18 protein-coding genes are annotated in these 25,634 nt (G+C 46.3%); 5 read left to right on the forward strand and 13 right to left on the reverse strand.

All coding sequences use genetic code 11. The annotated features are described in order from the left end of the window. Positions 1 to 4 precede the first annotated feature (4 nt). Together MJ770_RS12905 and glgB are read right to left on the reverse strand one after the other, a co-directional pair. Positions 5 to 1,999 (reverse strand): alpha-1,4-glucan--maltose-1-phosphate maltosyltransferase, encoded by a 1,995-nt coding sequence (locus MJ770_RS12905; RefSeq protein WP_239255058.1) that lies wholly within the window; start codon positions 1,997 to 1,999, stop codon positions 5 to 7. Continuing rightward, positions 1,996 to 3,954 carry a 1,4-alpha-glucan branching protein GlgB gene (gene glgB / locus MJ770_RS12910; protein WP_239255060.1) on the reverse strand — a complete coding sequence of 653 codons (1,959 nt, stop codon included), beginning with the start codon at positions 3,952 to 3,954 and terminating at the stop codon, positions 1,996 to 1,998. Before glgB ends, MJ770_RS12905 begins: the two co-directional genes overlap by 4 nt. Positions 3,955 to 4,207: 253 nt before the next feature. Between glgB and MJ770_RS12915 the strand changes: the two genes are divergently transcribed. From MJ770_RS12915 to MJ770_RS12935, 5 genes are all read left to right on the forward strand, one after another. Continuing rightward, a complete protein-coding gene (locus tag MJ770_RS12915) occupies positions 4,208 to 4,732 on the forward strand; it encodes a MarR family winged helix-turn-helix transcriptional regulator (protein ID WP_239255063.1) in 525 nt (174 codons plus the stop codon). A gap of 454 nt (positions 4,733 to 5,186) precedes the next feature. Next, positions 5,187 to 5,573, forward strand: a complete 387-nt coding sequence (gene gloA / locus MJ770_RS12920; RefSeq protein WP_239255064.1) for a lactoylglutathione lyase — start codon at positions 5,187 to 5,189, stop codon at positions 5,571 to 5,573. 115 nt (positions 5,574 to 5,688) lie between these two features. Next, positions 5,689 to 8,052, forward strand: a complete 2,364-nt coding sequence (locus MJ770_RS12925) for a Tex family protein (RefSeq protein WP_239255066.1) — start codon at positions 5,689 to 5,691, stop codon at positions 8,050 to 8,052. A gap of 286 nt (positions 8,053 to 8,338) precedes the next feature. Continuing rightward, positions 8,339 to 8,935, forward strand: coding sequence for a hypothetical protein (locus tag MJ770_RS12930; RefSeq protein WP_239255068.1), 597 nt, complete (start codon positions 8,339 to 8,341; stop codon positions 8,933 to 8,935). Positions 8,936 to 9,162: 227 nt separating this feature from the next. Beyond that, positions 9,163 to 9,369 carry an aldehyde dehydrogenase family protein gene (locus MJ770_RS12935; protein WP_239255070.1) on the forward strand — a complete coding sequence of 69 codons (207 nt, stop codon included), beginning with the start codon at positions 9,163 to 9,165 and terminating at the stop codon, positions 9,367 to 9,369. 20 nt (positions 9,370 to 9,389) lie between these two features. On the opposite strand, the gene MJ770_RS12940 is transcribed toward MJ770_RS12935, so the two are convergent. The 11 genes from MJ770_RS12940 to MJ770_RS12990 form a co-directional block, all read right to left on the reverse strand. Further along, complete coding sequence (locus MJ770_RS12940) at positions 9,390 to 9,653, reverse strand: hypothetical protein (protein ID WP_239255071.1); 264 nt, start codon at positions 9,651 to 9,653, stop codon at positions 9,390 to 9,392. A gap of 351 nt (positions 9,654 to 10,004) precedes the next feature. Beyond that, entirely contained in the window at positions 10,005 to 10,820 is an 816-nt protein-coding gene (locus MJ770_RS12945; RefSeq protein WP_239255072.1) for a hypothetical protein, read from the reverse strand. Continuing rightward, positions 10,748 to 11,554, reverse strand: a complete 807-nt coding sequence (locus MJ770_RS12950) for a hypothetical protein (protein ID WP_239255073.1) — start codon at positions 11,552 to 11,554, stop codon at positions 10,748 to 10,750. Before MJ770_RS12950 ends, MJ770_RS12945 begins: the two co-directional genes overlap by 73 nt. Positions 11,555 to 12,227: 673 nt before the next feature. Next, entirely contained in the window at positions 12,228 to 14,348 is a 2,121-nt protein-coding gene (locus tag MJ770_RS12955) for a response regulator (RefSeq protein WP_239255074.1), read from the reverse strand. A gap of 48 nt (positions 14,349 to 14,396) precedes the next feature. Beyond that, positions 14,397 to 14,966 (reverse strand): hypothetical protein, encoded by a 570-nt coding sequence (locus MJ770_RS12960; RefSeq protein ID WP_239255075.1) that lies wholly within the window; start codon positions 14,964 to 14,966, stop codon positions 14,397 to 14,399. Positions 14,967 to 15,186: 220 nt separating this feature from the next. Then, positions 15,187 to 15,600, reverse strand: coding sequence for a response regulator (locus tag MJ770_RS12965; protein ID WP_239255076.1), 414 nt, complete (start codon positions 15,598 to 15,600; stop codon positions 15,187 to 15,189). 18 nt (positions 15,601 to 15,618) lie between these two features. Beyond that, a complete protein-coding gene (locus MJ770_RS12970; protein ID WP_239255077.1) occupies positions 15,619 to 17,529 on the reverse strand; it encodes a Tar ligand binding domain-containing protein in 1,911 nt (636 codons plus the stop codon). A 1,204-nt stretch (positions 17,530 to 18,733) separates the two neighbouring features. Further along, entirely contained in the window at positions 18,734 to 20,986 is a 2,253-nt protein-coding gene (locus MJ770_RS12975) for a heavy metal translocating P-type ATPase (protein ID WP_239255078.1), read from the reverse strand. A gap of 125 nt (positions 20,987 to 21,111) precedes the next feature. After that, complete coding sequence (locus MJ770_RS12980; RefSeq protein ID WP_239255080.1) at positions 21,112 to 21,717, reverse strand: AraC family transcriptional regulator; 606 nt, start codon at positions 21,715 to 21,717, stop codon at positions 21,112 to 21,114. 531 nt (positions 21,718 to 22,248) lie between these two features. Beyond that, the gene (locus MJ770_RS12985) at positions 22,249 to 23,967 is read right to left on the reverse strand and encodes a sensor domain-containing protein (protein ID WP_239255082.1); all 1,719 of its coding nucleotides are present in this window, start codon (positions 23,965 to 23,967) and stop codon (positions 22,249 to 22,251) included. 1,037 nt (positions 23,968 to 25,004) lie between these two features. Beyond that, on the reverse strand, positions 25,005 to 25,634 hold a 630-nt coding region (locus MJ770_RS12990), incomplete at its 5' end, for a CIA30 family protein (RefSeq protein ID WP_239255084.1).

Here is a 25,634-nt window from a genome sequence, read left to right on the forward strand (position 1 = left end):
TTGCTCAAAGGAAATAGTCGAAGTCGCGTTCGCTGCGCAGGTAACGACGCAGAAGCAGAATGTGTACTGGTGAGGCATGCGGATTGAGACTGACGAAGTTGCGCGTTCCTTGCCACAGATAACGCTCGTCAGTCAGAAGGTCATGCGCCTGATATGGGGAGTCTTCTGGCATACCTAGTTCGGTCAGAGGTAACTCGATCCAGCCACTCTGAACATTGTGCGGATCGAGGTTGGCGACCATGACCATAGTGACGTCGTCGTCTGTTTTGCTGTAGCAGAGCATGACAGGATTGTCGATCGCGTGGAAACGCAGGCTCCAGTCTGACTGTAATGCTGGGTTATTACGGCGAATATGGTTGAGACGAGAGATAAAGTCACGCAAATTGTCAGGCCGGTCGAGCTCCCAGTTACGTATTTGAAATTTCTCCGAATCCAGATATTCCTCGCCGCCCGGCTTGAGTGCTGTGTGCTCCAATAATTCGTAGGCAGGGCCGTATATGCCATAGTTGGCGCCTAAGGTCGCCGCCAGCGCCACGCGCAGCAGAAAAGCGGGCCGACCGCCATGCTGCAAGAATTCAGGCAGGATATCTGGGGTATTCGGCCACAGGTTGGGACGGAAATATTCGCGCGAGTCGTGTTGGGCGAGTTCAGTGAAGTACTCAGTCAGTTCCTGTTGGGTGTTACGCCAGGTAAAGTAAGTATAAGACTGTGTGAAGCCAAGTTTTGCCAGACGGTGCATGATTTTCGGCCGAGTAAAGGCTTCGGCCAGGAAGATGGTTTCCGGATATTTGACTTTAATGCTGTTAATCAGCCACTCCCAAAATGGGAAGGGCTTTGTGTGAGGATTATCCACTCGGAAGATACGCACGCCCTCGCCGATCCAGTGATCGACTACGCCTTTTAGTTCGAGCCACAATGCATCGCAGTTCTCGCTCTCAAAATCGAAGGGATAGATATCCTGATACTTCTTGGGCGGATTTTCCGCGTACTGGATGCTGCCGTCGGGGCGGTGGCGAAACCACTCGGGATGCTGAGTTACGTAGGGATGGTCCGGCGCGCACTGGAAGGCGATGTCCAAGGCCACTTCGAGGCCGAGTGCGCGAGCTTCAGTGACCAGTTGGCGGAAATCCTTTGCGGTGCCCAGCTCGGTGAGAATCTCTCGGTGCCCTCCTTCGGCAGCACCAATAGCCCAAGGGCTGCCAAGATCATCCGGGCTTGCCGTGAGACTATTGTTGGGGCCTTTGCGGAAAGTACGACCAATCGGATGGATGGGTGGCAGATAAAGTACGTCAAAGCCCATGGCGGCGATTTGCGGAAGTCGCTTTATGACGTCAGCGAAGCTGCCGTGAGCTGCGACCCCGGTGCGGCATGAACGAGGGAAAAGTTCATACCATGCAGAGAAACGCGCACGTTTGGTGTCGACCACAACCTCCAATACACGATCGTATTCGCTCACAAAAAGCCGCTCACCATGCTTGGCCATCAGAATGGCCAAGCTTTCGTCTTGAGCCATGGCCTGTCCCACCTCGGGCGTGGCGGCAGCACGTAGCTTAGCGGCCTGATCTTTAAGGTGGCGACCGTCATCGCCGCCGGCCAGTTTAGCAGCGGCATCCAGCAACGCGGTGCCAATCTGTAGGGCAACAACGATGTCTTCGGCCTCTTTGCGCCGGGCAAGGTCATGACGCCAGGTCAAGAAACGATCCACCCAGGCGAGGACGGTGTATTCGTGCCGACCCAAGGCGGCCGCAAAAAAACTTGCCCGCCAGCGGTCGTTGTTGGTGGCGATCATGGGCACTTCGTCCCAAATCTTGGCACCTACCGGTCGATGCAATAGAAGGCAGCTCAGCTGGTCGTGACCATCGACGAAGACATCCGCCTCGACGATCACTTCCTCGCCCACAATGCGCTTTACAGGAAAGCGTCCGCCGTCGATTTCTGGGCTGACCCGTTCTATCACTACGCGGGCTCGGCTGGCTTTGGGAAGGGTGGGTTTCTTCATGCTGCTTCTCCATGTTCTGATATGTGTTTTAGATATATCACTCCTAGCGGTGGCAGGGACAGCGAGAGAGAATGATAGTGGCCGTGCGCTGCTACTGGTGAGGCCTCGACACCCCCCATATTTCCTATGCCGCTGCCGCCATAAATAGTTGCGTCGCTGTTGAGTATTTCACGCCAGTAGCCGCTACTCGGAACGCCAACAATATAATTATTCCTTACCATCGGCGTGAAGTTACATATCACCAGCACGCTGTCTTCGGGGTTGCGACCATGACGCAGGAAACTGATCACGCTTGTTTCCCAGTCGTGGAAGTCCACCCAGCTGAAACCATCGCCAGAAAAGTCTTTCTCATAAAGCGCCGGCTCGGCACGATAACAGCGGTTCAGATCGCTCATCCAGCGCTGCAAGCCGGCATGCAGTGGATATTGCAATACATGCCATTCCAGGCTTTCATCATGTTGCCACTCGCGGCGCTGACCGAACTCTCCACCCATGAATAGAAGTTTCTTGCCCGGATGACCCCACATATGCCCGTAAAGCAGGCGCAAATTGGCAAACTGTTGCCACTCATCCCCTGGCATCTTGCCTATCATTGAGCCCTTGCCGTGTACCACTTCGTCATGCGACATTGGCAGGACGAAGTTCTCAGTGAAGGCATACCAGATGCTGAAGGTGAGTTTTTCGTGGTAGTACTTGCGAAATACTGGATCCTGCTGGAAGTATTTCAGTGTGTCATGCATCCAGCCCATATTCCACTTCATGCCGAAGCCTAGCCCACCCATATAGGTGGGGCGCGATACCATCGGCCAGGCGGTGGATTCCTCAGCGATGGTCAAGGTGTCCGGGTGATCACGATAGGTCGCCTCATTGAGGCTGCGCAGGAGCTGCATGGCGCCCAGGTTTTCGCGCCCGCCATGGACATTGGGTATCCACTCGCCCTCTTTGCGCCCGTAGTCGAGGTACAGCATCGAGGCCACGCCATCCACCCGCAGACCATCAATATGGTACTTGTCGAGCCAGAAAAGCGCGCTGGAAATCAAAAAGGCACGTACTTCGTTGCGGCCATAGTTGAATATGGCGCTCTTCCATTCAGGGTGGAAGCCCTGACGTGGATCGGCATGCTCAAATAAATGAGTGCCGTCGAAGTAGGCAAGACCATGTTCGTCACTGGGAAAATGTGAAGGTACCCAATCGAGTATCACGCTGATACCCGCTTGATGCAGGTAATCAATAAGGAACATGAAATCCTGCGGGGTACCTTGGCGCGACGTCGGAGCGAAATAGCCGGTAGTCTGATATCCCCATGATCCGAAGAAAGGATGTTCTGTTACCGGCAATAGTTCGACGTGGGTGAAACCCAGTTCGCGCACATGGTCTGCCAGCAGAGGCGCAATTTCCCGGTAGCTGAGGGAACGATTAGCATCCTCGGGCACCCGTCGCCACGAGCCCAAGTGAACCTCGTAGATAGAAATAGGCGCATCGAGTGCGTTGATTGATTTTCGCTGGGACATCCATTCACCGTCATTCCACGAGTAATCCATATTCCAGACGCGAGAGCCGGTGAGAGGCGGTATTTCGCTGAACATAGCGCAGGGGTCAGCTTTGTCAACCTGATAGTTCTGGTTGCGTGAGGTGATGTGGTACTTGTAGCAAACGCCGCTATGGATATCTGGCACAAAGCTTTCCCATACGCCGGAGCCGTCGATCCGTGGGGCCAGAGGATGGGATGTTTTGTTCCAGCCATTGAAATCGCCGATGACCGATACGGCCGCAGCATTTGGCGCCCACACTGCGAAGTGGACGCCATCTTGTCCGTCGCGGTTGATGAGGTGAGCTCCCAGCTTGTCAGAAAGACATGCATGGGTTCCTTCTTTGAATAGGTATATGTCGTGTTCGGAGAGCGAGCCTGCGTTGCCGCGTTGGCTGCTTTTTTTCTGGGTGTGGGTTGCTTTCATCAGAGGGTCTCCTGAGTTGTATTGTACGTCTTTTGGTAAATACTTTGGGTCCGTTGTCAAGTTTCAGCGGGGGAATAATTAAACTAACGAAAGCAAGTAAGTAAATCAAATTGACTAGCGTTTTCATTGCTCGCTGGAGTGCAAAAAAAATCTATTGATTCAATGTGGCAAAGCAGTAATATTTTTGATATTATGTTTAGGCAAAATATTATTGCACAATAATATAACTTAGACAAGTTTAAGGGGGTAGGCGGTGGCAAGAGAATCAAAGAAGAAAAGCGCAGAGGAGTCAAAAATTTTAGCTGTCAGCAGTCAACCTGATCCGGATTTGGTATGTCCTGAGGAAGCCTTTATCAAGCTCTTGCAACTCGTGCGCACGATTCAGGCCGGCATGCAAAATGTAGAAGGCAGCCACGGTCTGAGTGGCTCACAACTCTGGGCTTTGTGGTTGCTTTCCGCGCAACCCGGCTTGCGTGTCACTGAGTTAGCAGAGATGCAACACATTCATCCATCTACCGCCAGCAATCTCCTAGACAAACTCGAGGCGCGCGGATTAGTGCGCAGGGAGAGGCGTGACACTGACAACCGTGTTGTACGACTTTATCTCGCCGATGCGGGGCTCGACCTAGCGAAAAATCTTCCCGGCCCAATGCAAGGTCGGCTGCGCCGTGCATTGCGAGAAGCACCTGCAACAGTTTTGGATGGTTTCCTTAAGGGAGTGACATCAGTGCTGGATACGCTAAACGAATTCCCGAAAAATACTTCAAAAAAACAGTAGCTTTCAAACATTCCGCATAAAGCGTATGTTTGTGATCAAACCTGGTTCCATTTTTTAATGGATTGCATATTGTTGCGTAGCTTTACCTCATTTATTTTCGGCGATTAATAACTGTCAGTTATCCAGTGCTGAATTGCCTTAACGTTTGGAGTTTCAATAACAGCGCAGGTTTACCCAGAGGCCTGAAGTGCACTCAATAAAAGATCAAAAATAATTATGGTAGACTTAAATTGAAGCTTGAGTCGTTGTAAGAATAGTCGCGACAGTCAGGGCAGGGGAGTCGTTCTGCCAGGAATGTAACTCATAGGGAACTGATTGTTACTCAGTGCTTAACACTACTGAAGTCTGATGGAATACAGGCCCGATCGCAGTTTTGTGGCAACGCTCGATTCGTAAAGTGCCCATATGACTTCAAAAGATGTTCGTATTTATAATTAATTAACTGGAGGCGCCTATGCGAATACTTCATACCATGCTCCGAGTGGGTAACCTGGATCGTTCAATAGCATTTTATACAGAAGTGCTTGGAATGAAACTGCTGCGTAGAAATGATTATCCAGAAGGAAAATTCACACTGGCATTTGTTGGTTACCAAGATGAAAAAGACGGTGCTGTTTTAGAACTCACTTACAACTGGGACGTGGAAAAATATGATCTGGGAACAGGTTATGGTCATGTGGCAGTTGAAGTAGACAACGCTGAAAAAGCATGTGAGCTCGTTAAGAAAAAAGGTGGGAGTGTAATCAGAGAAGCTGGACCAATGAAGCATGGCACAACTGTTATTGCTTTCGTGTCCGACCCGGATGGATACAAAATCGAATTTATTCAAAAGAAGAGTTAACCTCGCAGGTGCTTTTTCAACCGGGATAAAACACCTTCCGTATAAATCGCATAAACAACCCCAGTTTTTGAGTAATAAAACGGGGTTTTATTCATTCATTTAAGTTAGTTGACCCATGCTCCCATCCATTGAACAACGGCTCGCAGTAGAAATTGCTGCTAAGCCTGCACAGATTGCCTCAGCCATTGCCTTGTTGGACGAAGGTGCAACGGTTCCTTTCATCTCCCGCTATCGCAAAGAGGCGACTGGGGGATTGGACGACATCCAATTGCGGCTGCTGGAAGAACGTTTGCGTTATCTGCGCGAACTGGAAGAACGTCGCGCTACGATCATTACCTCGATTACCGAGCAGAATAAAATGACACCAGTGTTGCTGGATGCAATCACGCATGCCGCAGACAAAACGCATCTGGAAGATCTGTATCTACCCTACAAACCCAAACGGCGCACAAAGGCACAAATTGCGCTGGAAGCAGGATTGGAACCGCTTGCCGATTCATTGCTGGCTAATCCGATGCTGCAACCGGAACAAGAAGCAGCCCAATACCTGAAACCACCCTTTACCATTGAACAATGCGACAACCCTGGCGTGCCAGATATTAAGGCGGCACTGGATGGTGCACGCCAAATATTGCTAGAACGCTTCGCGGAAGATGCCACCTTACTGCAATCTCTGCGCGAATATGTGCAGGAACACGGCATCGTGGAAGCTAAAGTAATCGAAGGCAAAGAAGAACTTGCAGCGAAATATGCCGACTATTTCGATTACGCCGAATCGATCAAGACTATCCCTTCGCACCGTACCTTGGCCATTTTGCGAGGCCGCCGTGAAGAGATGCTGAGTGTGCGATTGCGCCTCGACAGCGAGGCAGATAAACCTACTTGGAGTGCGCCGCATAATCCTTGCGAAATCCGTATTGCAAATCGTTTCGGCATTTCTCAGCAACAACGGCCCGCAGATAATTGGCTGGTCGATACTGTACGCTGGACATGGCGCGTGAAAAGTTTTTTGCATTTAGAATCCGAATTGATGGGCGAATTGCGAGTCAGTGCGGAAAAAGAAGCCATCAATGTCTTTGCGCGTAACCTGAAAGATTTGTTGCTAGCTGCCCCAGCTGGCCCACGTGTCACGATGGGGCTTGATCCGGGCATACGTACCGGCGTCAAAGTGGCGGTAGTGGATGAGACGGGGAAAGTAGTAGATACCACCGTCATCTATCCTCATCAGCCAAGAAATGACTGGGATGGTTCCTTGCACACCCTGGCAAAATTAGCCGAAAAACATCGCGTAGCAGTGATCGCTATCGGCAATGGCACGGCCTCGCGAGAGACAGACAAATTAGCGCTGGAACTGATCAAACGCCATCCAGAGCTGAAGTTGACCAATATCGTGGTATCCGAGGCCGGTGCATCGGTTTATTCGGCATCCGAAACTGCCTCGCGTGAGCTGCCAGATATGGATGTATCACTGCGTGGAGCCGTCTCGATTGCCCGACGTTTACAAGACCCGTTGGCTGAGCTGGTGAAGATCGACCCGAAATCGATCGGGGTCGGACAATACCAGCACGATGTCGGTCAATCCCAATTGGCGCGTTCACTTGATGCTGTAGTTGAAGACTGTGTGAATGCCGTTGGCGTTGACGTTAACACCGCATCTGTTCCTCTGCTGGCCCGCGTTTCCGGGCTGAGCAGCAACGTGGCGCAGGGGATTGTGACTTACCGGGACAATAAGGGCATGTTTACCTCTCGTGCTCAATTACGCGAGGTTCCGCGCCTGGGCGACAAAACCTTTGAGCAGGCAGCGGGTTTTCTGCGCATTATGGAGGGCGACAACCCGCTCGATGCCTCTGCCGTACATCCTGAATCTTATCCGCTGGTGCAACGTATCCTCACGGAGATCAAACAAAATATTAAATCTGTTATTGGCAATAGTCAGCTATTAAATGCGCTTAATCCCGCCTCATATGTGAACGAGCAATTTGGCCTGCCGACGATTACCGACATCCTGAAAGAACTAGAGAAACCAGGGCGCGACCCACGCCCTGAATTTACCACCGCCACTTTCAGGGAAGGCATAGAACAATTGTCTGATTTGCAGCCAGACATGATCCTGGAAGGTATAGTCACTAATGTTGCGGCCTTTGGTGCGTTCGTGGATATAGGCGTGCATCAGGATGGATTGGTACATATTTCAGCCTTATCGAATACCTTTGTGAAAGATCCGCATACGATCGTTAAAACGGGACAAGTGGTAAAAGTGAAAGTGTTGGAAGTGGACGAAAAGCGTAAGCGTATTGCGCTCACCATGCGTCTGACCGACGCTGCACCGCAACCAAATGGTAAATCTGAATCAAGGAATACACCGAGGCGGCAAGATAGCCTGAGACATACAAAGAGCACAGAGGGAGCCAAGAATCGAGAGGTTCCACGAACCGTATCAAATGCTATGGCAGATGCTTTTTCAAAAATTAAAACGTAAAAGTTGGTTTAACGATTCAACTTAATTTGTTATTTGTTCGATGCTAAATAAGGAACTTATTCTAGTATTGGCGCGGGTTCCACAATAGTCTAACCTTACTGAAAAGGCTTAACTTAGTGGCATTCGGCTTTGACCCTTTTAGTTCCCTCCAATGTTGGGAAGTTGGCATTTTCCTAAACGGCGCTATGGTCTAACAAACGCTTGCACCGGAACTATTTTCCGTTGCTTGCATAACTACAAGTTGTTCGATGAAGCGGGCGTTATTCGCAAATAGGATTAAGACAAAATGGATAAGGCGGCGTATGTGCTCGTAGGTGTAGTAATAGGCGTAATTCTAAATACAGTTAAGGAATGGTGGTTTCAGCGTAGAAAGAGCCGCAAAGATCTAGAATACCTAACTATCCGCATCGCATGCTTTCTCGATACTTTCGTAAATGCTTGCGCAGATGTAGTGGCCGATGATGGTCTTAGCTATGGCCAGCCTGGTACTGATGGTTGCCGATCAATTCAAGTGGAAGCACCAAATTTTGATCCTCTAACCTTCGACGTTGAATGGAAATCCTTATCGGCTAAGCTGATGTATGAAGTTCTTAATTTTCCCAACCTAATAAAAACCTCCAACCATCTAATTGCCGGGGCATTTGAGTTCGCAGCTTCTCCACCCGATTATGAAGAGGGCTTCGAAGAACGCCAATTTCAGTATGCAAATATTGGGTTAAAAGCCCATGACTTATCAAAAAAACTAAGAAAGGTTGGTGGGTTGCCGTCCCTTGAGAAACCAACTCCTGAAGAGTGGAGTCCTGTTCAATTTATGGTCGAGAAGATAGCTAAAATTCACGATTTAAAAGAACAACGGGCCGCAAGGCACAAGAACTACAACTAGCCTGACCAGAGGGTGGTACTCGGTTAAGGCCATGACGCTCCTAAAAGTCGATTCTATATGACGAAGCGATTCAATCCGGTTAAAGCTAAAGGTGAGAGCTAAAGGCAGAGCTAAAGGGGTCAAAGCCCTTTAAGTATTAATATTTTGTTGCTATCCTTCTCGTCACTGTAAAAGAAAGGTACCAATGCCGAGAAAGCTTCGTTTTATCATCTCAGGTGTCCCAGTCCATGTCGTACAAAGAGGGCGTAGCCGGGAGCCTGTATTTTATGAAGAATGCGGCACACATTCAGGCCAGCTGCATTTTCATTAACGGCATGATCAAATCTGACCTGCGCCTGCCTTTCGGCGGCGTGAAGTCTTCGGGCTATGGGCGCGAATTGTTCAAGCTCGGGATACATGAATTCGTGAATGCGAAAATGGTTTGGATCAGATAGGACGGAAAAGCACAGCACCGCTACATTAGTTTTTGTATACGATCAAATCCGCGTTTGATTTCGTCAGCAACGACTTTTGCGGCTTTAATAACATCACCCGATACATCGCTCGCCTCTTTACGTAGCGCGTCTGTCTTGCTCATGAGCTCTTTGCATTTCTTTTCAAGTTCAGGCCACTCATCACGCGCTTCAGCTTTCGCTAAATGAATCTGGAGTTTTATTTCATCTTTCTGCTGCTTCAAGCTTTCGATAATATCCTCGATATCGTAAAGTCGATTTGTCATTTTTCTCTCCCTGTGTCACTGGTTGATTATTAAAACGTGTTTTGGCAGATAAGCATTTTGGCAGATAAGCATAATGCGTTGCAGTGTACCTCAGTCATTTAGCGTGGGCACGTTTTTGCGCCCATGGGGCTTCGATATTTTGGAGTGGACAGCTATGTCACGTTATCGCCGTGCAATGACTGCAGGTTCAGCTAAAGGGGTCAAAGCCCTTTAGCTACTTGCGTTCAGCCATGTAAGGTGGGCACGCTTTTGTTCCCACCCGGCTTGATTTGGTGATCACAATCTAACCTTACTCGTTAGACGGGTTTGTAATTGGTTGGGGTTAGTACCTCACCCCAACCCACTATGCGGTTAGCCACAAGTTCCGGCGGGGAGCCGAAATTTTTTTTCGACAAGTTTAGAAATGAGGGATGTCTCGCTCTGAAGCTGTTTAGAGAGTGCTGACAAGCCTTCGTCGATTCCCACTCGCATGGCTCGCTCAAGAATTTCATCCTTTGGCGCTTTCTCAGGGAACCTGTTTTTCGCATTTTGCGATCCGACTTCCTGCATTAACTGACGTAAAATGCCACCAGCTACAAAATGTTCGAATGGTAGACTTATTAACTGAAATCGTTCGAACAACATCGGCCATTCCCAATGCGGAATCTTTTCTTTAAAAATTGGGAAATCAAAAATCCATGATTCTCTGGTACAACGTGAAGCCCGACGCCCCAAAGCATCAATAGCTTGTTCTCCAATAAACCAGATTGGCGCATCAATTGGTAGCTCCACTATTCGATCAGTCCACAAAATAGACCACCACCCAAAATTGCGCATAGCTGCTTGTTTGTCTGGGGGGGCAAGCCACACACCGCAGTTAAGGAAGTAGGCATCGATTTTTTTAAGAGCCGCTTGGCCTGCCGCCGTCGCATCAAATCCAGCATAAGGTGACGGTGAAGCAGCAATGCCGGTTAGATTGATATCGAACCAGTGATGCCACGTCGAATCAGCAACAATCCGTCCAACATCTACATTATGCCCATCGTAGGCTGATGCGACGCCAATTTCTTGCCCGTGCCTGGTTGCAGATGGATCTTTGATCTTTCCCCAGCCAATCACATAGGGCCTTTCCTGATGCCCGTTTTTGGTCGGCCACTTAGGGTCACCAGCTGCCGGTATCGGAGCCAAAGCTTCACCTTCGTGTTGATGATCAGGAAACACGTTAATAGGACATCCGGCCCACACAATACAGGATGTGGACGGTAGCGACGCTTGAACGACACAGCCGACCAAATGGGAAAACGTTGGTAGCGGATCGTTTGTGGACGATCATCGGATTGATCGTCAAAATTATAGTCTGAGCCTGGATCAGGTCCATCTTCCAAAGTGGTGTTCCAAACGGGTGGACTGGCTGGGGGAGCCGGATATTGTCGCATCTGACCCGCACGAGTGATTTGTCCCGCAATTCCCTTGCCCAAATCGGCATGATCGCCTGTAACCAACACGCCGCCGAATTTGGGCGCCGCCATAAACTGGTCAAGCAGGGTTACCTCTGCGGGTGACAAATTGGGATTGCTGTTTAAACCAAAAAACCAGATTTGGTCGTATTTGTTCACGACATCGAGATCGGTTAGTTTCTTGGCACCGGAAATCGAGGCGTTAGAGTCTATGCCATCACGATGAGCGGTCGATATATCAAAATCAACATAAGCGTACGCGCGACTTTCGAGCAGTGTTTTTACATATTGCAAACCCAGAAAAGGTCCACCGCTGAAGCGTACACTACTGTCAGCATACATAAGAATCCGGACTTTCGTAGGCAAACGCCACCAAGGGTAAAGTTGCTGCCAATCAAAAATTCCCCATCTGTCACGAATAGCCAACTGCAAATTTTCAATTTGAAACGGAATTTTTTTTCGCATTATCATTCTCCAAGTTCAACGAGCTTGTCCCACAAGAAAATTTAGATCAACTGAGTTGGGAGTTGACTCAGATGCCTACGTCTGGACTCAAGAGTGACGGCGCGCTAGCTGCCGATTTCCTTGGAACCAATTGTTAGGATTGGAGGTTAATCAAGTATCAATTTCTTAAATTCAGTCTGTCCTTGATATAGCTGATTTCATACAATCCATTAATCGAGATGTTTCTAAGAGCAATTGCAAGCAATACATCTCAGTGCTATCTGATTTTGATTTTATTTATCCACATTGCGAATCTCCTATAGCCGAAAAAATTGACTGCACTATTGTGTCGCACTCATTTATTACTAAGCATATATCGTGCTAGGCATACAATATTATTCAACATATTGTTTAATATGTTGAATTGTATTTATAAGGAGAAGGAAGGTGGGTCATGTCTCACCCATTAAAGTGAGTGTTGCAGGCAGTAAATTTGCTGGAATACGTTGGAAACTAAGGAATGGGTGAGGTTGACCCACTTTCGGGTCACTTTTAACCCAGATGTGAATTTTTACGTTTTGTGAATATGGTGTTAGCGGAGTTCGCCAAGGTTTTCCACTTTTAGTGGGCGGTGGTCGGAACCTCAACTCACCAAATTTAGTAATTGGTAGTTGAATTGTTTGACACGTGTTGGCTATTCTTCATTTCGAAGTTCCAAAGCCTTGTCGATTGCATACATAAATTCAGTGAGTTCAAAGGGCTTGCATATATAACGAAAAAATCCTGCTTCTATCCCCTTTGAAATATTATTGGGCATGGCATCAGCGCTTAATGCAACGATGGGAATATTTTCTGTTAGCGGATCTTTGCGTAGAAATTCCATCGCTTCGGTCCCGCTAATATCCGGTAAAGCAACATCCATCAGAATCACATCTGGCAGATGAGTACGAGCCATTTCTATACCAAGCTTGCCGTTACTCGCGATCAGTAAGCGTATATCTGGACGTTCCGCCGCGATGATATCCTTTACTAACGACAAATTGGCTGGACTATCTTCGACATAAAGCAAGGTGTGCTGCTGTGTGTCAGTATAAACTTTCTCAGTAAGCTCCTGAGGTTTGCACACTTTTTCTGCAAGTAGATGTTCAGTAGCCGAGACTAACTCGAACCAGAACACGCTACCTACTCCGACAGAACTTTCCACACCGATTGACCCTCCCATCAATTCGATCAATTGTTTGGTCACCACTAGGCCAATACCAGTCCCTTCCACGCCACTAATTTCTTGACCAAGACGATTAAATGGTTGGAAAAGCTGGGTCAATTTATCTGACGGCAATCCAACGCCAGTGTCATGAATGTTGACACGAATACAACCTGCAACGGTTGCGACATAACTTACTTCAACAGTTCCCTGATCGCGATTGTATTTAATCGCGTTGGATAATAAATTGAGTAACGCCTGCTTTAATCGGGTTCGATCAGCCTTGACAGTCAAAGGGTTGTCGAACTTTGGAAAGTTTAAATGGATGCCACATTTCTGAGCCTGCGGTTCAATCATAGTGTGACATTCAGTTATAACTTCAGCCAGTGATACTAATTGCAGAGAAAGAGTGAGTTTGCCGGACTCAATTATTGCTAAATCCAAAATTTCGTTTATCAGCTCCAATAAATACCATCCTCCATGGAGAATCTCTTTAAGCCGCGCCATCTGGGTGGAGGTTGGCTTAGGGTTACCAGTTTCTATCAACTGGGCAAAACCGAGAATTGCATTGAGCGGTGTGCGCAATTCATGACTCATACTCGAAAGAAAATTCGATTTCGCAAGATTGGCTTTTTCTGCTGCAGCTTTGGCCATTGTCAGTTCTGCTTGAACGCTTTTGCGCCTAACAATGTCCTCACGCAGAAGTTTATTCGCTTCCGCAAGTTCGTCTGTGCGCTTTGCCACCAGCTCCTCAAGCCTCTCACGATGTTGCCGGAGTTCTTCTTCTAGCAGTTTACTTTCTGTAATATCAACAAGAATACCCTGAAGAAATAGTGAGTGCCCTGATCCATCCTGCACTACGCTCGCTTCATCGCGAACCCATAAAATTTTTCCTCCGCGTGAAAATAAGCGATATTCGCAACGCAAGGAAGTGCCGGTAGCACGACTTTTTGTCAGTTCATCCAAGACGCGCGCTCGATCCTCCGGATGGGTCTGGGTGAGATGAATATTTGGAGTTGCCATCCATTCTTCTGGAGAATAATCCAGCACATTGACTTGTGGACTGATGTACAGAACTTTATTCTCTTCGTCCAGCGCGGTGATATAAGTAATGACCGGTATATGCTCTACCAGATTACGGTATTTAGCCTCCGTTTGAAGTAGTTTTTCCTCCGTCAGTTTTTTTTCCACCTGTAAGAACCGTTCATGAAGTACGCGCTGGATGACGGTATGCAATAGCTCAAGATATTGCCCATCTACATCTTTGACCAAATAATCCCGAGCGCCGCGCTTCATGGCTTCTACCGCGACTGTGGCGCTGTCAGAACCAGTCAGCATCATCACGGGGATTGGAATCTCTCCTAAATTATCGACCAGCTCAATCAAAAACTCTAAACCATTTAAATCCTGCATATGATAGTCAAGCAAAATGCAGTCCGGCTTGTGTTCATTAACCATTATTAGTCCTTCACGGCCGGATTCGGCTTCGATCAAGACATAATCGCAATCAAGGCATTCGGAAAGTGCGCGGCGACAGGCTAAGCGGTCTACGATGTCATCGTCGATTATTAGTATACGTATTTGTGGTTTTGTTATTTCTGGTTTTGTCATATGAAAACCTGATTAGTTACATGCCCTAGTTAGGTACAGTTTTATTATTTACGGGTTCATGTGATGAGCTACTGATGAGTTAATAATAGGCGCATTTACCCAAGGAAATGCATCATGGCAATGAACTGTGTTCAGTTTCAAAAGGGCCTGAAGATGTCTGAAGTTCTGAAGCAATACGGGAGGGTGGAGCTCAAGCTGTTGCAAGACATGTTTGAGCTCGAATCGTTCCGCATCCTCGAAGGGAGAATCGAAATTGACGACGCTTACCTGTGCGTTGAGCGTCCGAGTAAGTGCGGTCCAGGCTCTGAAAACAAAGTCTCCTTTGTTGCTGCTGTGTAGACCACAGAGGACGGCACGCCGGTCGTAGCGCGCTTCGTACGCATCCCGTTTACCAAGGAGGCCGTCGAAATCTGGGTCAAGAAAGTACTGGCGACTTCTGCTTAAGTGCTGTTCGACGCACTGAGATGTTTCCGAGTTGTCACTGCCAGCGGCGTTAAGCACTCTGCCATTATTATTTTGAACGGTGGTACGGGTCAGGAAGCGACGCAACACTTGGCATTCTGCGCCGTGATCACCGTGCTGGCCAACCTGGAAACTGCTATCAATGGAACCTATCATGCTTTAATTTCCGTAAATACGCAGACCGTTATCTGGCCGAGGTTCAGTACCGTTTAACCGCGCTATGATCTTGGCACCATCTTCAAGCGCCTTATTCGCTCTGCGGCGATTGCTAACCCACGACCTGATGTTGACATTCAGGCAGCTGAACAATGTAATTGACCAGGTAAAAATCAAAATGTGATTAAACAAACCAAATTTTTTTTTTGGTCTATCCGAATCAAGGCATCTCACTAATAGTCCAATAGGAATCTATGGAACGCATTACCTCGACGAACCGCATATAATCCACTGGTTTGGCCATATAGCCGGCCACGCCAAGGTTGAAAATTTCAACCTTGTCTTGCTGCTCTTCAGATGTTGTCAGCACAACCACCGGTATTCTTTTTAAAAGTTCATCTTGCTTAAATACATGCAAAAACTCGACGCCGTTCATAATAGGCATATTCAGATCAAGCAATATAATACATGGTTTCTCGATGTGAACGTCGCGCAGATAACTCAGCGCATCTTCTCCGTTTTCCTTCCGGATTAGCGGGTTTGTAACATTGATATCCTTAAAAGCGCGGATAACTGTCATAGCATCCACTTCATCATCTTCCACCAGCAGGATGGGTTTATTGGTGATCCTCATGCGCTATTTCTCCCTGATTTAAACTACTTTGTTATACGTTTTGGGCAGCGTGAAGAAAAATGTACTCCCCTCTCCGATTTCAGACTTTAACCATACCTTACCACCATACATTTCCACAATTTTTTTGACTAGAGAGAGTCCTACACCAGTACCTTCTACCTTATCCCTCGGCGTCAATGTCTGGAATAGCTGAAAGATTCGTTCAAAATGTCGCGTTTCGATACCGGGACCATTGTCTGTAATGCTGAACTCCCACAACTTATCCTCTGAATTACAACCAACGCCTGAGTTACAAGCAATGTGAATCTCGCCCTGTGATTTATCCATGTATTTGATAGCATTGGAGAGCAAATTTTGAAATACTTGCTCGATACGGGTCGGCTCTATCATGATAGTCGGCAAAATATTTTCAATGATTACCTCAATATGGGAAGGTGGAGAAATGGAGTCAATAACCTCTCGCACTAACTGGTCGAGATTCACTGCGACAAGTCTCTCCTTCACTTGACCAACTCTCGAATATTGCAAAATTCCATTAATTAGATTATCCATGCGGTATACCCTTTGAATGAGGAGATGCATATGTTTTTTGCCTTCCTCATCAAACTTGTCTGAATAATCATGGGAAAGCCAGCTTGCTAATGCACTGATGGCCCGCAATGGTGCTTTAAGATCATGAGACACCACATATGCAAAGTTTTTAAGTTCCTCATGGGTGTTTTCGAGCTCTTGAATAAGACGCATCTTGTGTTCCTCCTCAAGCTTTCGCTCGCTGATGTCATTCACAATACAGGTGAACACTATATGGTCTTTCCAACGCATTTCTCCCACAGCAATTTCCATTGGAAATATTGTTCCATTTTTGTGCAGCCCTCTTACCTCTTCGACCACCCCTAGGTGCGTTTTGGCCACCCCGGTTCCCAGATGGCGTTTAAGAAAGTTTTCATTATTATTTGGATATATATTTGGCGTGAGAAAACTTACATTCTGACCAATAGCCTCATTCTCGGTGTAGCCAAAAATATCCTCGGCCGCTGGATTGAAGGTTTCTATAACTCCATATTCATTAGTTGAAATCACTCCTTCTATCAGGCTGTTCATCAGAGAACGTATATACGCTTCTCTATCTTTCAACTTGCCGACGGTGTTAATGATGTGAATGTTCATGTCTTTCAAGGCTTGCATTAGTTGGCCAATTTCATCTGCCGACCGAACTTCGATGTGCTGCGAAAAATTACCGGCTGCAACGCCACGAGCAACCTCGAATGCTTGCTCCAACGGCTTGAAAACAGCTCGCGTGAACGCAACACTGATCAATACTGCCAGTGCCAAGATAAAAATTATCAAAGCGATAAATATATTGCGGATGATTGTGAAGTGGATTTGTTGACTTTCATATTTCTGTTTAGTTAGCTCAATTTGAAGAGTTGTGAGTGTGCTGATGTCTTCCATAACTAATTCATAGAGAGGATCAACTTTTGCTAAAACAATCTGATTTGCTTTTTTGAGTTCGCTGGCACGTAATGCAGATAAAGCAGGCAGCAGACCCTCATTGATTAACTTTGTTCGGTCTTCGTCAAATTTATCAGCCAGCATATCCCCGGCTGGGGTCAAATAGATTGTTATAAATTTTTTCCAAATTATGCTAATTTCTTTGACGTTTTTTTCGAATATTGCACTGTTGTTATCAATGACTTCTGGTGTTGGTGTTATGAAAGCGGCAGTAACGACAAAACGGTTTTGCTGCAAGAGTGAACTGATTTGACCCAATTGTGCGAGCGGAATTACACGATCTTCATAAATGTTTTTTAGACCGGCGTTAGATTGACTCATCCCAAACAATCCAAGCATTTCAACGCCTAGCAGAAATACGACCAAGAAAGAAAGTGTGAAAATTAAACGCGTTCTAATAGTCAAATTTTTAAACATACGCACCTGCTTTATTATTCATTATGCTTTTGTCAAGAGTCCACACATGTACGTAGGAAAAGTGGTTTTCGTTCAGCTTTATCTCTTCCTGTTGCATGTCGAGTTATTGTTCATCGTGAAAAACGGTTCAAATTCAGGCTTCGCTGTACACAATCTTACAAATTGTAAGCCTGACTCATGTCGAAAATATTAAAGAGGTCAAGTCCTTCTAGTATAAATGTTCTGTTACTACCCTTCTCGTCATTGTAGTAGTTAGCTGTCAATTGCGAGAAAACCTCGTTTTATCATCCCGGGTTTACCAGTCCATGTTGTACAAAGAGGGCGAAGCCGAGAGCCTGTATTTATGATGATTCAGACTATCAGGTTTATCTCAGCCGATTAAAAGAAACGGCAGATAATATTTTTGCCAAATTCACGCTTATATTTGGTTAACAAATCATATTCATTTGTTGGCTAAGTCATCAGATGCTCAAGGGATTACAAGGATGTTCAATATATAGGACGCCATTACGTTCCATGCATTAACCATGCCTAAACAAGGAAGTGGGGCGATTTGGGAAGGATGCTATAAGCTAATCCCATGTAGTAATAAAGTTATCTAATAGGCTGTATGCGTTATATAAAATTTGATCCGGTGCGTGCCAATATGGTATCTACATCTTGACTATATCAATAGTCAAGTTTTCATAAGGATGGGCGGGGAGGGGCCGAGGATTTAAAACGTGCAGCCTATAGGGCGATATTTGCAAGGCATGTTGACGACAACGATTTGAGTAAAATACGAACAGCCTGGCAAATGGGCACGCCATTGGGAAATGATAGTTTTGGTCAAAAAATTGAAAGTAAACTTGGGTGTAAAGTAGGGCAGGCAAGTCGAGGTAGGGCAAATACAAAACCGCAGGATGTGTAACTATCCGGTAAAGAGCTTTTTCCCCTTTAACTGAAAGCGTTAAAAAGTGAGATGCTTGCTGGGTGCTCAAAGTCTGTTTGTTCAGAGTTAGACAATCTATTACTTCTATTTTGATTGGAGAAACAGATAATGTCCTGCCTTTTTGCAACCAGTCCTGAGGCACCCAGTTTTTTTCTTAAGGTTTACAAATAACTGCCACTTTGCATATATCTCTTGCTCAATCATCCAGTTGAGAAAGCCAGAACCACCAGATAATTACAGCGATTAAAGCAACGCCTATCAGGTTCGCGATCATCATGATAAGTCTCCTCGTGTTGATTGAGTTGTTTTCAAAAAACGCAGGCGGTTAGCATTCATCACCACAGTCACTGATGACATCGCCATCGCAGCGCCAGCTATCATCGGGTCGAGTAATAAACCCATCACCGGATACAATACACCAGCGGCGACCGGAATACCCAGAGAGTTGTAAATGAATGCCCCGAACAGGTTCTGTTTTATATTGCGCACTGTGCCGCGCGATATATTAATCGCATCTACAATCCCGTTGAGCGAGCCGCGCATCAAAGTAATGTCAGCACTTTCAATTGCAACATCAGTGCCAGTGCCGATGGCAAAACCAACATCAGCTGTTGCCAGTGCAGGTGCATCATTTATGCCGTCACCCACCATGCCGACCAGTTCACCTTGTTGCTGCAGGCGCGTAATCGCGTCGGCTTTTTCATTGGGCATAACTTCTGCAATTACAGTGTCGATACCGACCGATTTGGCAACTGCTCTCGCAGTGACTTCATTGTCACCTGTGAGCAAAATTACTTTAATGCCAGTCTGCTGAATACGAGCAATCGCCTGCTTCGAATCTTGCTTGATTGGGTCAGCGATGGTGATCACGGCCGCAGCCTTACCCTCGATTGCTAGAAATACCGGGGTTTTGGCTTCGGCAGCACGTAGCTTAGCCTCACTTTCTAAGGCATTAATATTAATGTTGTTTTCCTGCATCATTTTTTTGTTACCGAGCAGAATGTGTTTACTATTTGCTTTCGCTTTTACACCCTGACCAGAAATTGCCGTAAAACTATCAATTTCGAACAAGGTAAGATTGCGTTGCTTTGCGGCTTCAACAACGGCTTCTCCAAGTGGATGTTCAGAACCAATTTCTATACTGGCTGCGAGCGCTAAACATTCATCTTCTGACATATGCAGAGCTGACATGATATTGGTCACTGCAGGACGGCCTTCAGTGACGGTGCCAGTTTTATCCAGCACTACGGTAGTGAGTTTGCCGGCCTGCTGCAGGGCATCGCCATTGCGAATTAAAATGCCAGATTCGGCTGCCTTGCCAACACCCACCATAATGGAAATAGGTGTTGCCAGACCCAGCGCACATGGACAGGCAATAATTAATACTGTCATGGTGGTCACAAGCGCATAACTAAAGCTTGGCTCCGGCCCGAAATTAAGCCAGACCAGGAAGGTGATCACGGACAGAATTAACACCGTCGGCACGAACACTGAAGCCACCTTGTCGACCAGACGACCGATGGCTGGTTTGCTGGCCTGCGCTTTGCGTACCATGCCAATAATCTGTGCCAGTGCAGTGTCTTTACCGATGCGTGTTGAAACAAATAAAAACGAACCGGTTTTATTGATCGAACCTGCGACGACTGCCTCTCCAACTGATTTTTCTACCGGCATGGGTTCACCCGTGAGCATGGATTCATCGACGCTGGAGGCGCCATCTATGATCGTACCATCGACCGGAATTTTTTCACCGGGACGAACTCGCAGTGTTTCTTGCAAACCGACATTTTCAATAGGCACATCGATTTCTTTGCCGTTACGCACTACGCGTGCTGTTTTTGGTTGCAGACCAATCAAGCGTTTGATGGCTTCAGAGGTATTTCCACGTGCCTTGCTTTCCAGTGCCGAGCCTAGATTAATCAGCGACAGAATCACTGCAGCAGCTTCGAAATAAACATGTTGAACTGTCGGCGGTAGCCAGTGGGTGAAAACCACCACAAACATCGAGAATACCCAGGCAGAACCTGTACCCAGAGCAATCAGGGTGTCCATGTTAGCGTTATGAATGGTCAGTGCCTTCCAGGCGCCGGTGTAATAACGTCTGCCAGAATAAATCATCACTGCTAAGGTTATCAGGCCGATGAGAAACCAGAGTCCGCGGTCGGCATCCGTCTGCATTTCAGGCAGGTGGCCAGTCATGTCAAACAGCATTAATGGGAAACCCACTAATGCTGCTGCAAGTGATTGGCGTAGGGATTGTTTGTAATGCACACGGTCAAGCTGTTCTTTTTCTGCAACCTGATCAGCTTCACTCGCGGTCAATTCAGCTGCATTGTAGCCTGCTGCCTTGACTGCTTTTACCAGTGCATCCGCAGAAACATCACCGGTAACATTGGCGGTATGCTCAGCAAAATTTACTGCTGAAGTCATCACGCCTGGTACGCGGCTTAATGCTTTTTCAACACTCGAGACACAACCCGCACAGGTCATGCCAGAGATCGATAACTTTAAGTTTTGCTCTGACATAATATTTACTCCATTGTTTATTAATGATTGAACTACGGGTAAATAATAGGTTCGCTGTCAGTTAAATACGTTACAGAATTATCAGTATTCTTTACAAAATTCTGGAAATCTGCAGCGTCATTGGCTTAGCTCGGAGTTTTGATTTTATCCAGCGGTCGGCGTTGTTGATTATCTTTAAGGTTTTTGAAAGCACTGGGGGTCATCCCGGTAACCTGTTTAAACTGAGAGCTTAAATGTGCCGGGCTGCTGTAGCCTAGTCGCCAGGCGATTTCGCTCTGGCAGAGTTCGTCGTATACCAGCAGCTCTTTAATACGCTCAATCTTGAGCTTAATATAATATTTTTCAATGGTCACTCCTTCGACCGAAGAAAACAGATGGCTCAAAGAGTGGTAATCCTGTTTGAGCTTGTCGGCGATATAGTTGGATAGTTTGATGTTTTCCAGATCCTGATCGCCGTGCGTCAGTTGAATGAGTACCGATTTAATATGTTCAATCATCGCTTGTTTGCGATTGCTAACCAGCTCGAAACCTAAGGGCACTATCGCCTGCCGGATACGTTCGATATCTTGATCGGCGAGTTTTTCCTCAGCAAAATTGATTTCGCCCATGTGTACGTTGGCGGAATCATAGCCAAGCTGTGTCAGGGTGTTTTTAATTACCAGCACGCAGCGGTCGCACACCATGTTTTTAATAATCAGCTTCACGGTGTTCTGACGTTCTGGCTTAAACATTTATTTAGCTGATAAACGAAAGCCACGCGCTTGCTTTGGTTCAGCGGCGCTGGCCAGACGGAATTAATGCCGCTGGAACGTAGGCTTTCTAAAAAATCTGGCATGCTCAAATTGTCCTGATGTTGACGGTGGTATACGGTATTTAAAATTTAACTCTTAGTGAAACAGTTAACACTAGAGTTGTTCCCTTTATACTATAAGAATGGGCCAGGAGAAAAAAATGCTCTTGTGATTCTGTATAATTTTAATCAAAGGGTGGGCAGGACTAAGGAAATAAGTCGATCAGCTTAGGTGCTAGTTGCAAGTGATGTTGACGACAATGTATTGAGTAAAATACGAACCGCCAAGCAAACGAGCAGTCCATGGGGGAGATGATTGTTTGCGTACAAAAAATGAAAATAAGTTTGGGTGTAAAGTGCGGTGATGGTGGGTATGATTGACGCTGCCCGCGTGAGCACAAAGACTTGCCAACGCTTCTTGGCTTGAACTCGAGCCAGATTTTGAAGGTCACTCAAGTAGCTTTTTCAATAATTATTCGATCAAGTAGCGCTTGGCAAAATCAGAGGAGGGCAGCCCCGCTGCAAAGTAATAGCCCTGAAACAAGTCGGAACCCAGCGTAGCAAGAACAGCCAACTCTTCGGAAGTTTCAATACCTTCGGACACGAGCTTTACATTAAGTGTACGCGCCAGCATCGTTACCGCCATGGCGATGCCATGTTGGTGTTTATCGGCAGCGATACGAGATATAAAGCTGCGATCCAGTTTTAGCTTGTTGAATGGAATATAGGTTAAATAACTTAGCGAGGAATAGCCCGTGCCAAAATCATCAATAACGATATTAAAACCAGCCGCTCTTAATTCATTGAGCGCTATCAATATATTATCCTCATTTTCCAATAACAGGCTTTCGGTAATTTCCAGCTCTAAACGTGAAGCTGCTGCGCCATAGCTTGCGACTGCGCACTTAATTTTATTCACAAAATTACGATCACTAAACTGTACCGCGCTGATATTAACCGCCAACTTAAAAGTGGGTGCCAACTGAAAGCGGCTCTCCCAATCAACAATTTGCTGCAACGCGGCATCCAGAACCCAGTCGCCAATAGCATGAATAGCGCCTGTACGTTCGGCAAGTGGAATAAACTCGAGAGGACTTACGCTGCCCAGCTCGTCGTCGTTCCAGCGCAACAAAACCTCTGCACAGATTAATGTGCCATCTACGTCTACCTGCGGCTGGTACACCAAATTAAAGCCTCCGGTTTGTACCGCTTGGCGCAAACGATTTTGCAGGCTATAACAGCGATCCGTGCGTAGCCGCATTTCTTCGCTATATGATTGGACGATGTTCTGCCCCTGTGCCTTGGCTTCATACATCGCCACGTCAGCCTCGCGCAATTTTGACTGCAAATACTTGGATCTGGGCGATATTAGTGTCAAGCCAATACTGACTCCAATGTAGAGGCAGTGTTCGTTCACATAAAAGGGCGCGGCGAGGCCGTTGACAATGGATTCGGCGCGATTGGTTGCACTCTGTAACGCTAAAGACTCGTCGCTGCCAAGATCCTCTAACAGCACGCTGAACTCATCGCCTCCAGTGCGGCAGACTCCCTGTGCAACATTAATTGTCGAGTTAATGCGTTCGGCAACCAATTGCAACAGGCAATCACCGACCTGATGTCCCAGTGAGTCGTTTACCTGTTTAAATTGGTCCAAATCGAGAAACAGTAAAGCCCCCCAATTGGAGCGGTTTGGCATCTGATCTAATGCTTCAATACGCGACATCAGGTAGCGGCGATTGGGTAGTTTAGTCAACTGATCGTGAACGGCTTGATATTCGATTTCCTGACGCGCCTCAACGCGATCAGTAATATCATGGTAGGTACCTAACAGGCCAATGACATTACCATCAGAATCTTTGAGCGGAATTTTGTTAGTTTCCAGCCAGTAAGTACGGTTGTCGGCCCGAGTTTGTGGTTCTTCGATGCGCAGCTTTGGCATCCCGCTAGACATCACCGCTCGGTCGTCATCAACAAAAGCCTGCATCTGATCTTGTGACGCACTGGTATCAAAGTCGGTTTTGCCGATTATATCGGCAACTGAGTCAAAGCCGATGTCGCGGGCAAAGGCCAGGTTGGCGCCACGGTAGGTATGATTGAGGTCTTTCCAGAATACTCGTCCAGGCATAGTATCCAGCACTAGCTGAAACTGGTTATCATCAATTATGTCGCTATCAGACCAGCGTTCTTTCATATAAAAAATTACCCTATTTAAACAACCCGATAAAGCGGGTATCTGTATTCCTGCTAATAATTTCTCACGCTGCCTTGGGCAGTCATACCTCAGCGTTGAGTGCAATCGATAATTGTTATAAACATAAATTTGTAATTCAAGCTATCTGGTAGTGCTTTACCTATGGTCTGGTAATGTCAGCAATGCTCACTTTCTTGTTTCAAGCTGCTGAAGAAGCTTTCCACGGTGGAATTATCCAGCAAGCACCTTTACGAACTATGCTGCCTTTTATGACATGTATTTTCAGTAGCTTTCTGATAGTCTGACTCACACCTTGAGAATCGCGATCTGGATGATGGATTAGTCCTGTTTGATATTTAGGTCGCCAGATTGCCATTGTCAATGCGTCCCATACTGGCAGATTAACCAGCTTTACTGTGTTCATATGAGTGTCACATCTGCGGGATAAAATCAGTCAAACTGCGAATTGTCGCTGTACCAGTTTATAGAACACAGGCTGCAGGTTATTACTGTAGTGGCACCTTGAATTTCTGTGGCTTTACGCTACAACACGTTGGTATTGATAGCAAAACTGCAGGCGCCTCTGCTCGATAATATTGTCGTTCAATTACCAAGTTTAACGGCACCTATTTTAAATTCTTTATGTGTATTACTTTCTTACTGCCATTTTAATTTCTTCAATACAGTGGAGAACGTGCCAAAAAAATTGTATGTGACAGTCTAGAACCAGATAATGGTTCATCAACAATAGTTTCTAGTAAATTTTGGTAAAAATAAGGACAATAATAAAATTTCACATTTTTAAATGTGATGGCAGGCAAAACTGTAGCCAAGTGAGTTCAAAAGCTGAAGTTGAAATTTTTAGACATGAGTTGTCCAAATAGAAAAATGCATAGAGACGACGATTGAAAACCACGTGAAATTATCATAATTTAATATCAAATTATTAGAGTAATATATTAAGAAGTAACATCATGTTATCCTCCTTTATGTAAGCGCACTTATTTCAAAGTTAACTTGACAAAACCTTAAGTTTTTTAATCAACTGTATAAAATTTTATTGATCCAACACATAGGTCAGCCTTGAAGGTTCTACCTATACCAACTAAACCTATGCGTTTGAGTTTATCATTGTGAAATTTTGTTGTTGTTCTGTAGGCGTCCAGATTAGCAAAAGGAATGCGAATTGTTTGCCACTCAGGCTCGGCTTTAAAGCTATAACGGTATGATTGCCACGGCAGCCAGAGTTCAGTTGTACGTAAATGAATATTGTAGCTTTCGCCGTTACCAGAAATGATGAGTTCAACACCGGCATAGGCTGATGCATCGAACGATTTATCTTTAGTTAAATCCAGTGCAATTTGCACAAAACCGCCGTTGTTGTCGGTAGAGACATCGCCGCGCATACGCAGACAATTCCTGCCTTTATAGTTATCAAGTGTTAAATCGCCCTTGGAAACGCCACCCATGACCTGGTCGGTGACCAGCCGCCATTGTGTACCCAGGCTAGAAGTTAGATTGTCACTGGCTCTGTCATCAATAATCAAATCTTTTGCTAACACGATATTGCTCGCCCCAAGGTTTATCGAAAAGCTTATCAAAAGATATATAAGTAGTCGACGCTGAAATAAACATAACCTATTGATGTTATGTTGCATTATTTTATT

The organism is Candidatus Nitrotoga sp. M5, assembly GCF_927904885.1.
In the GTDB taxonomy this organism is placed as follows: domain Bacteria; phylum Pseudomonadota; class Gammaproteobacteria; order Burkholderiales; family Gallionellaceae; genus Nitrotoga.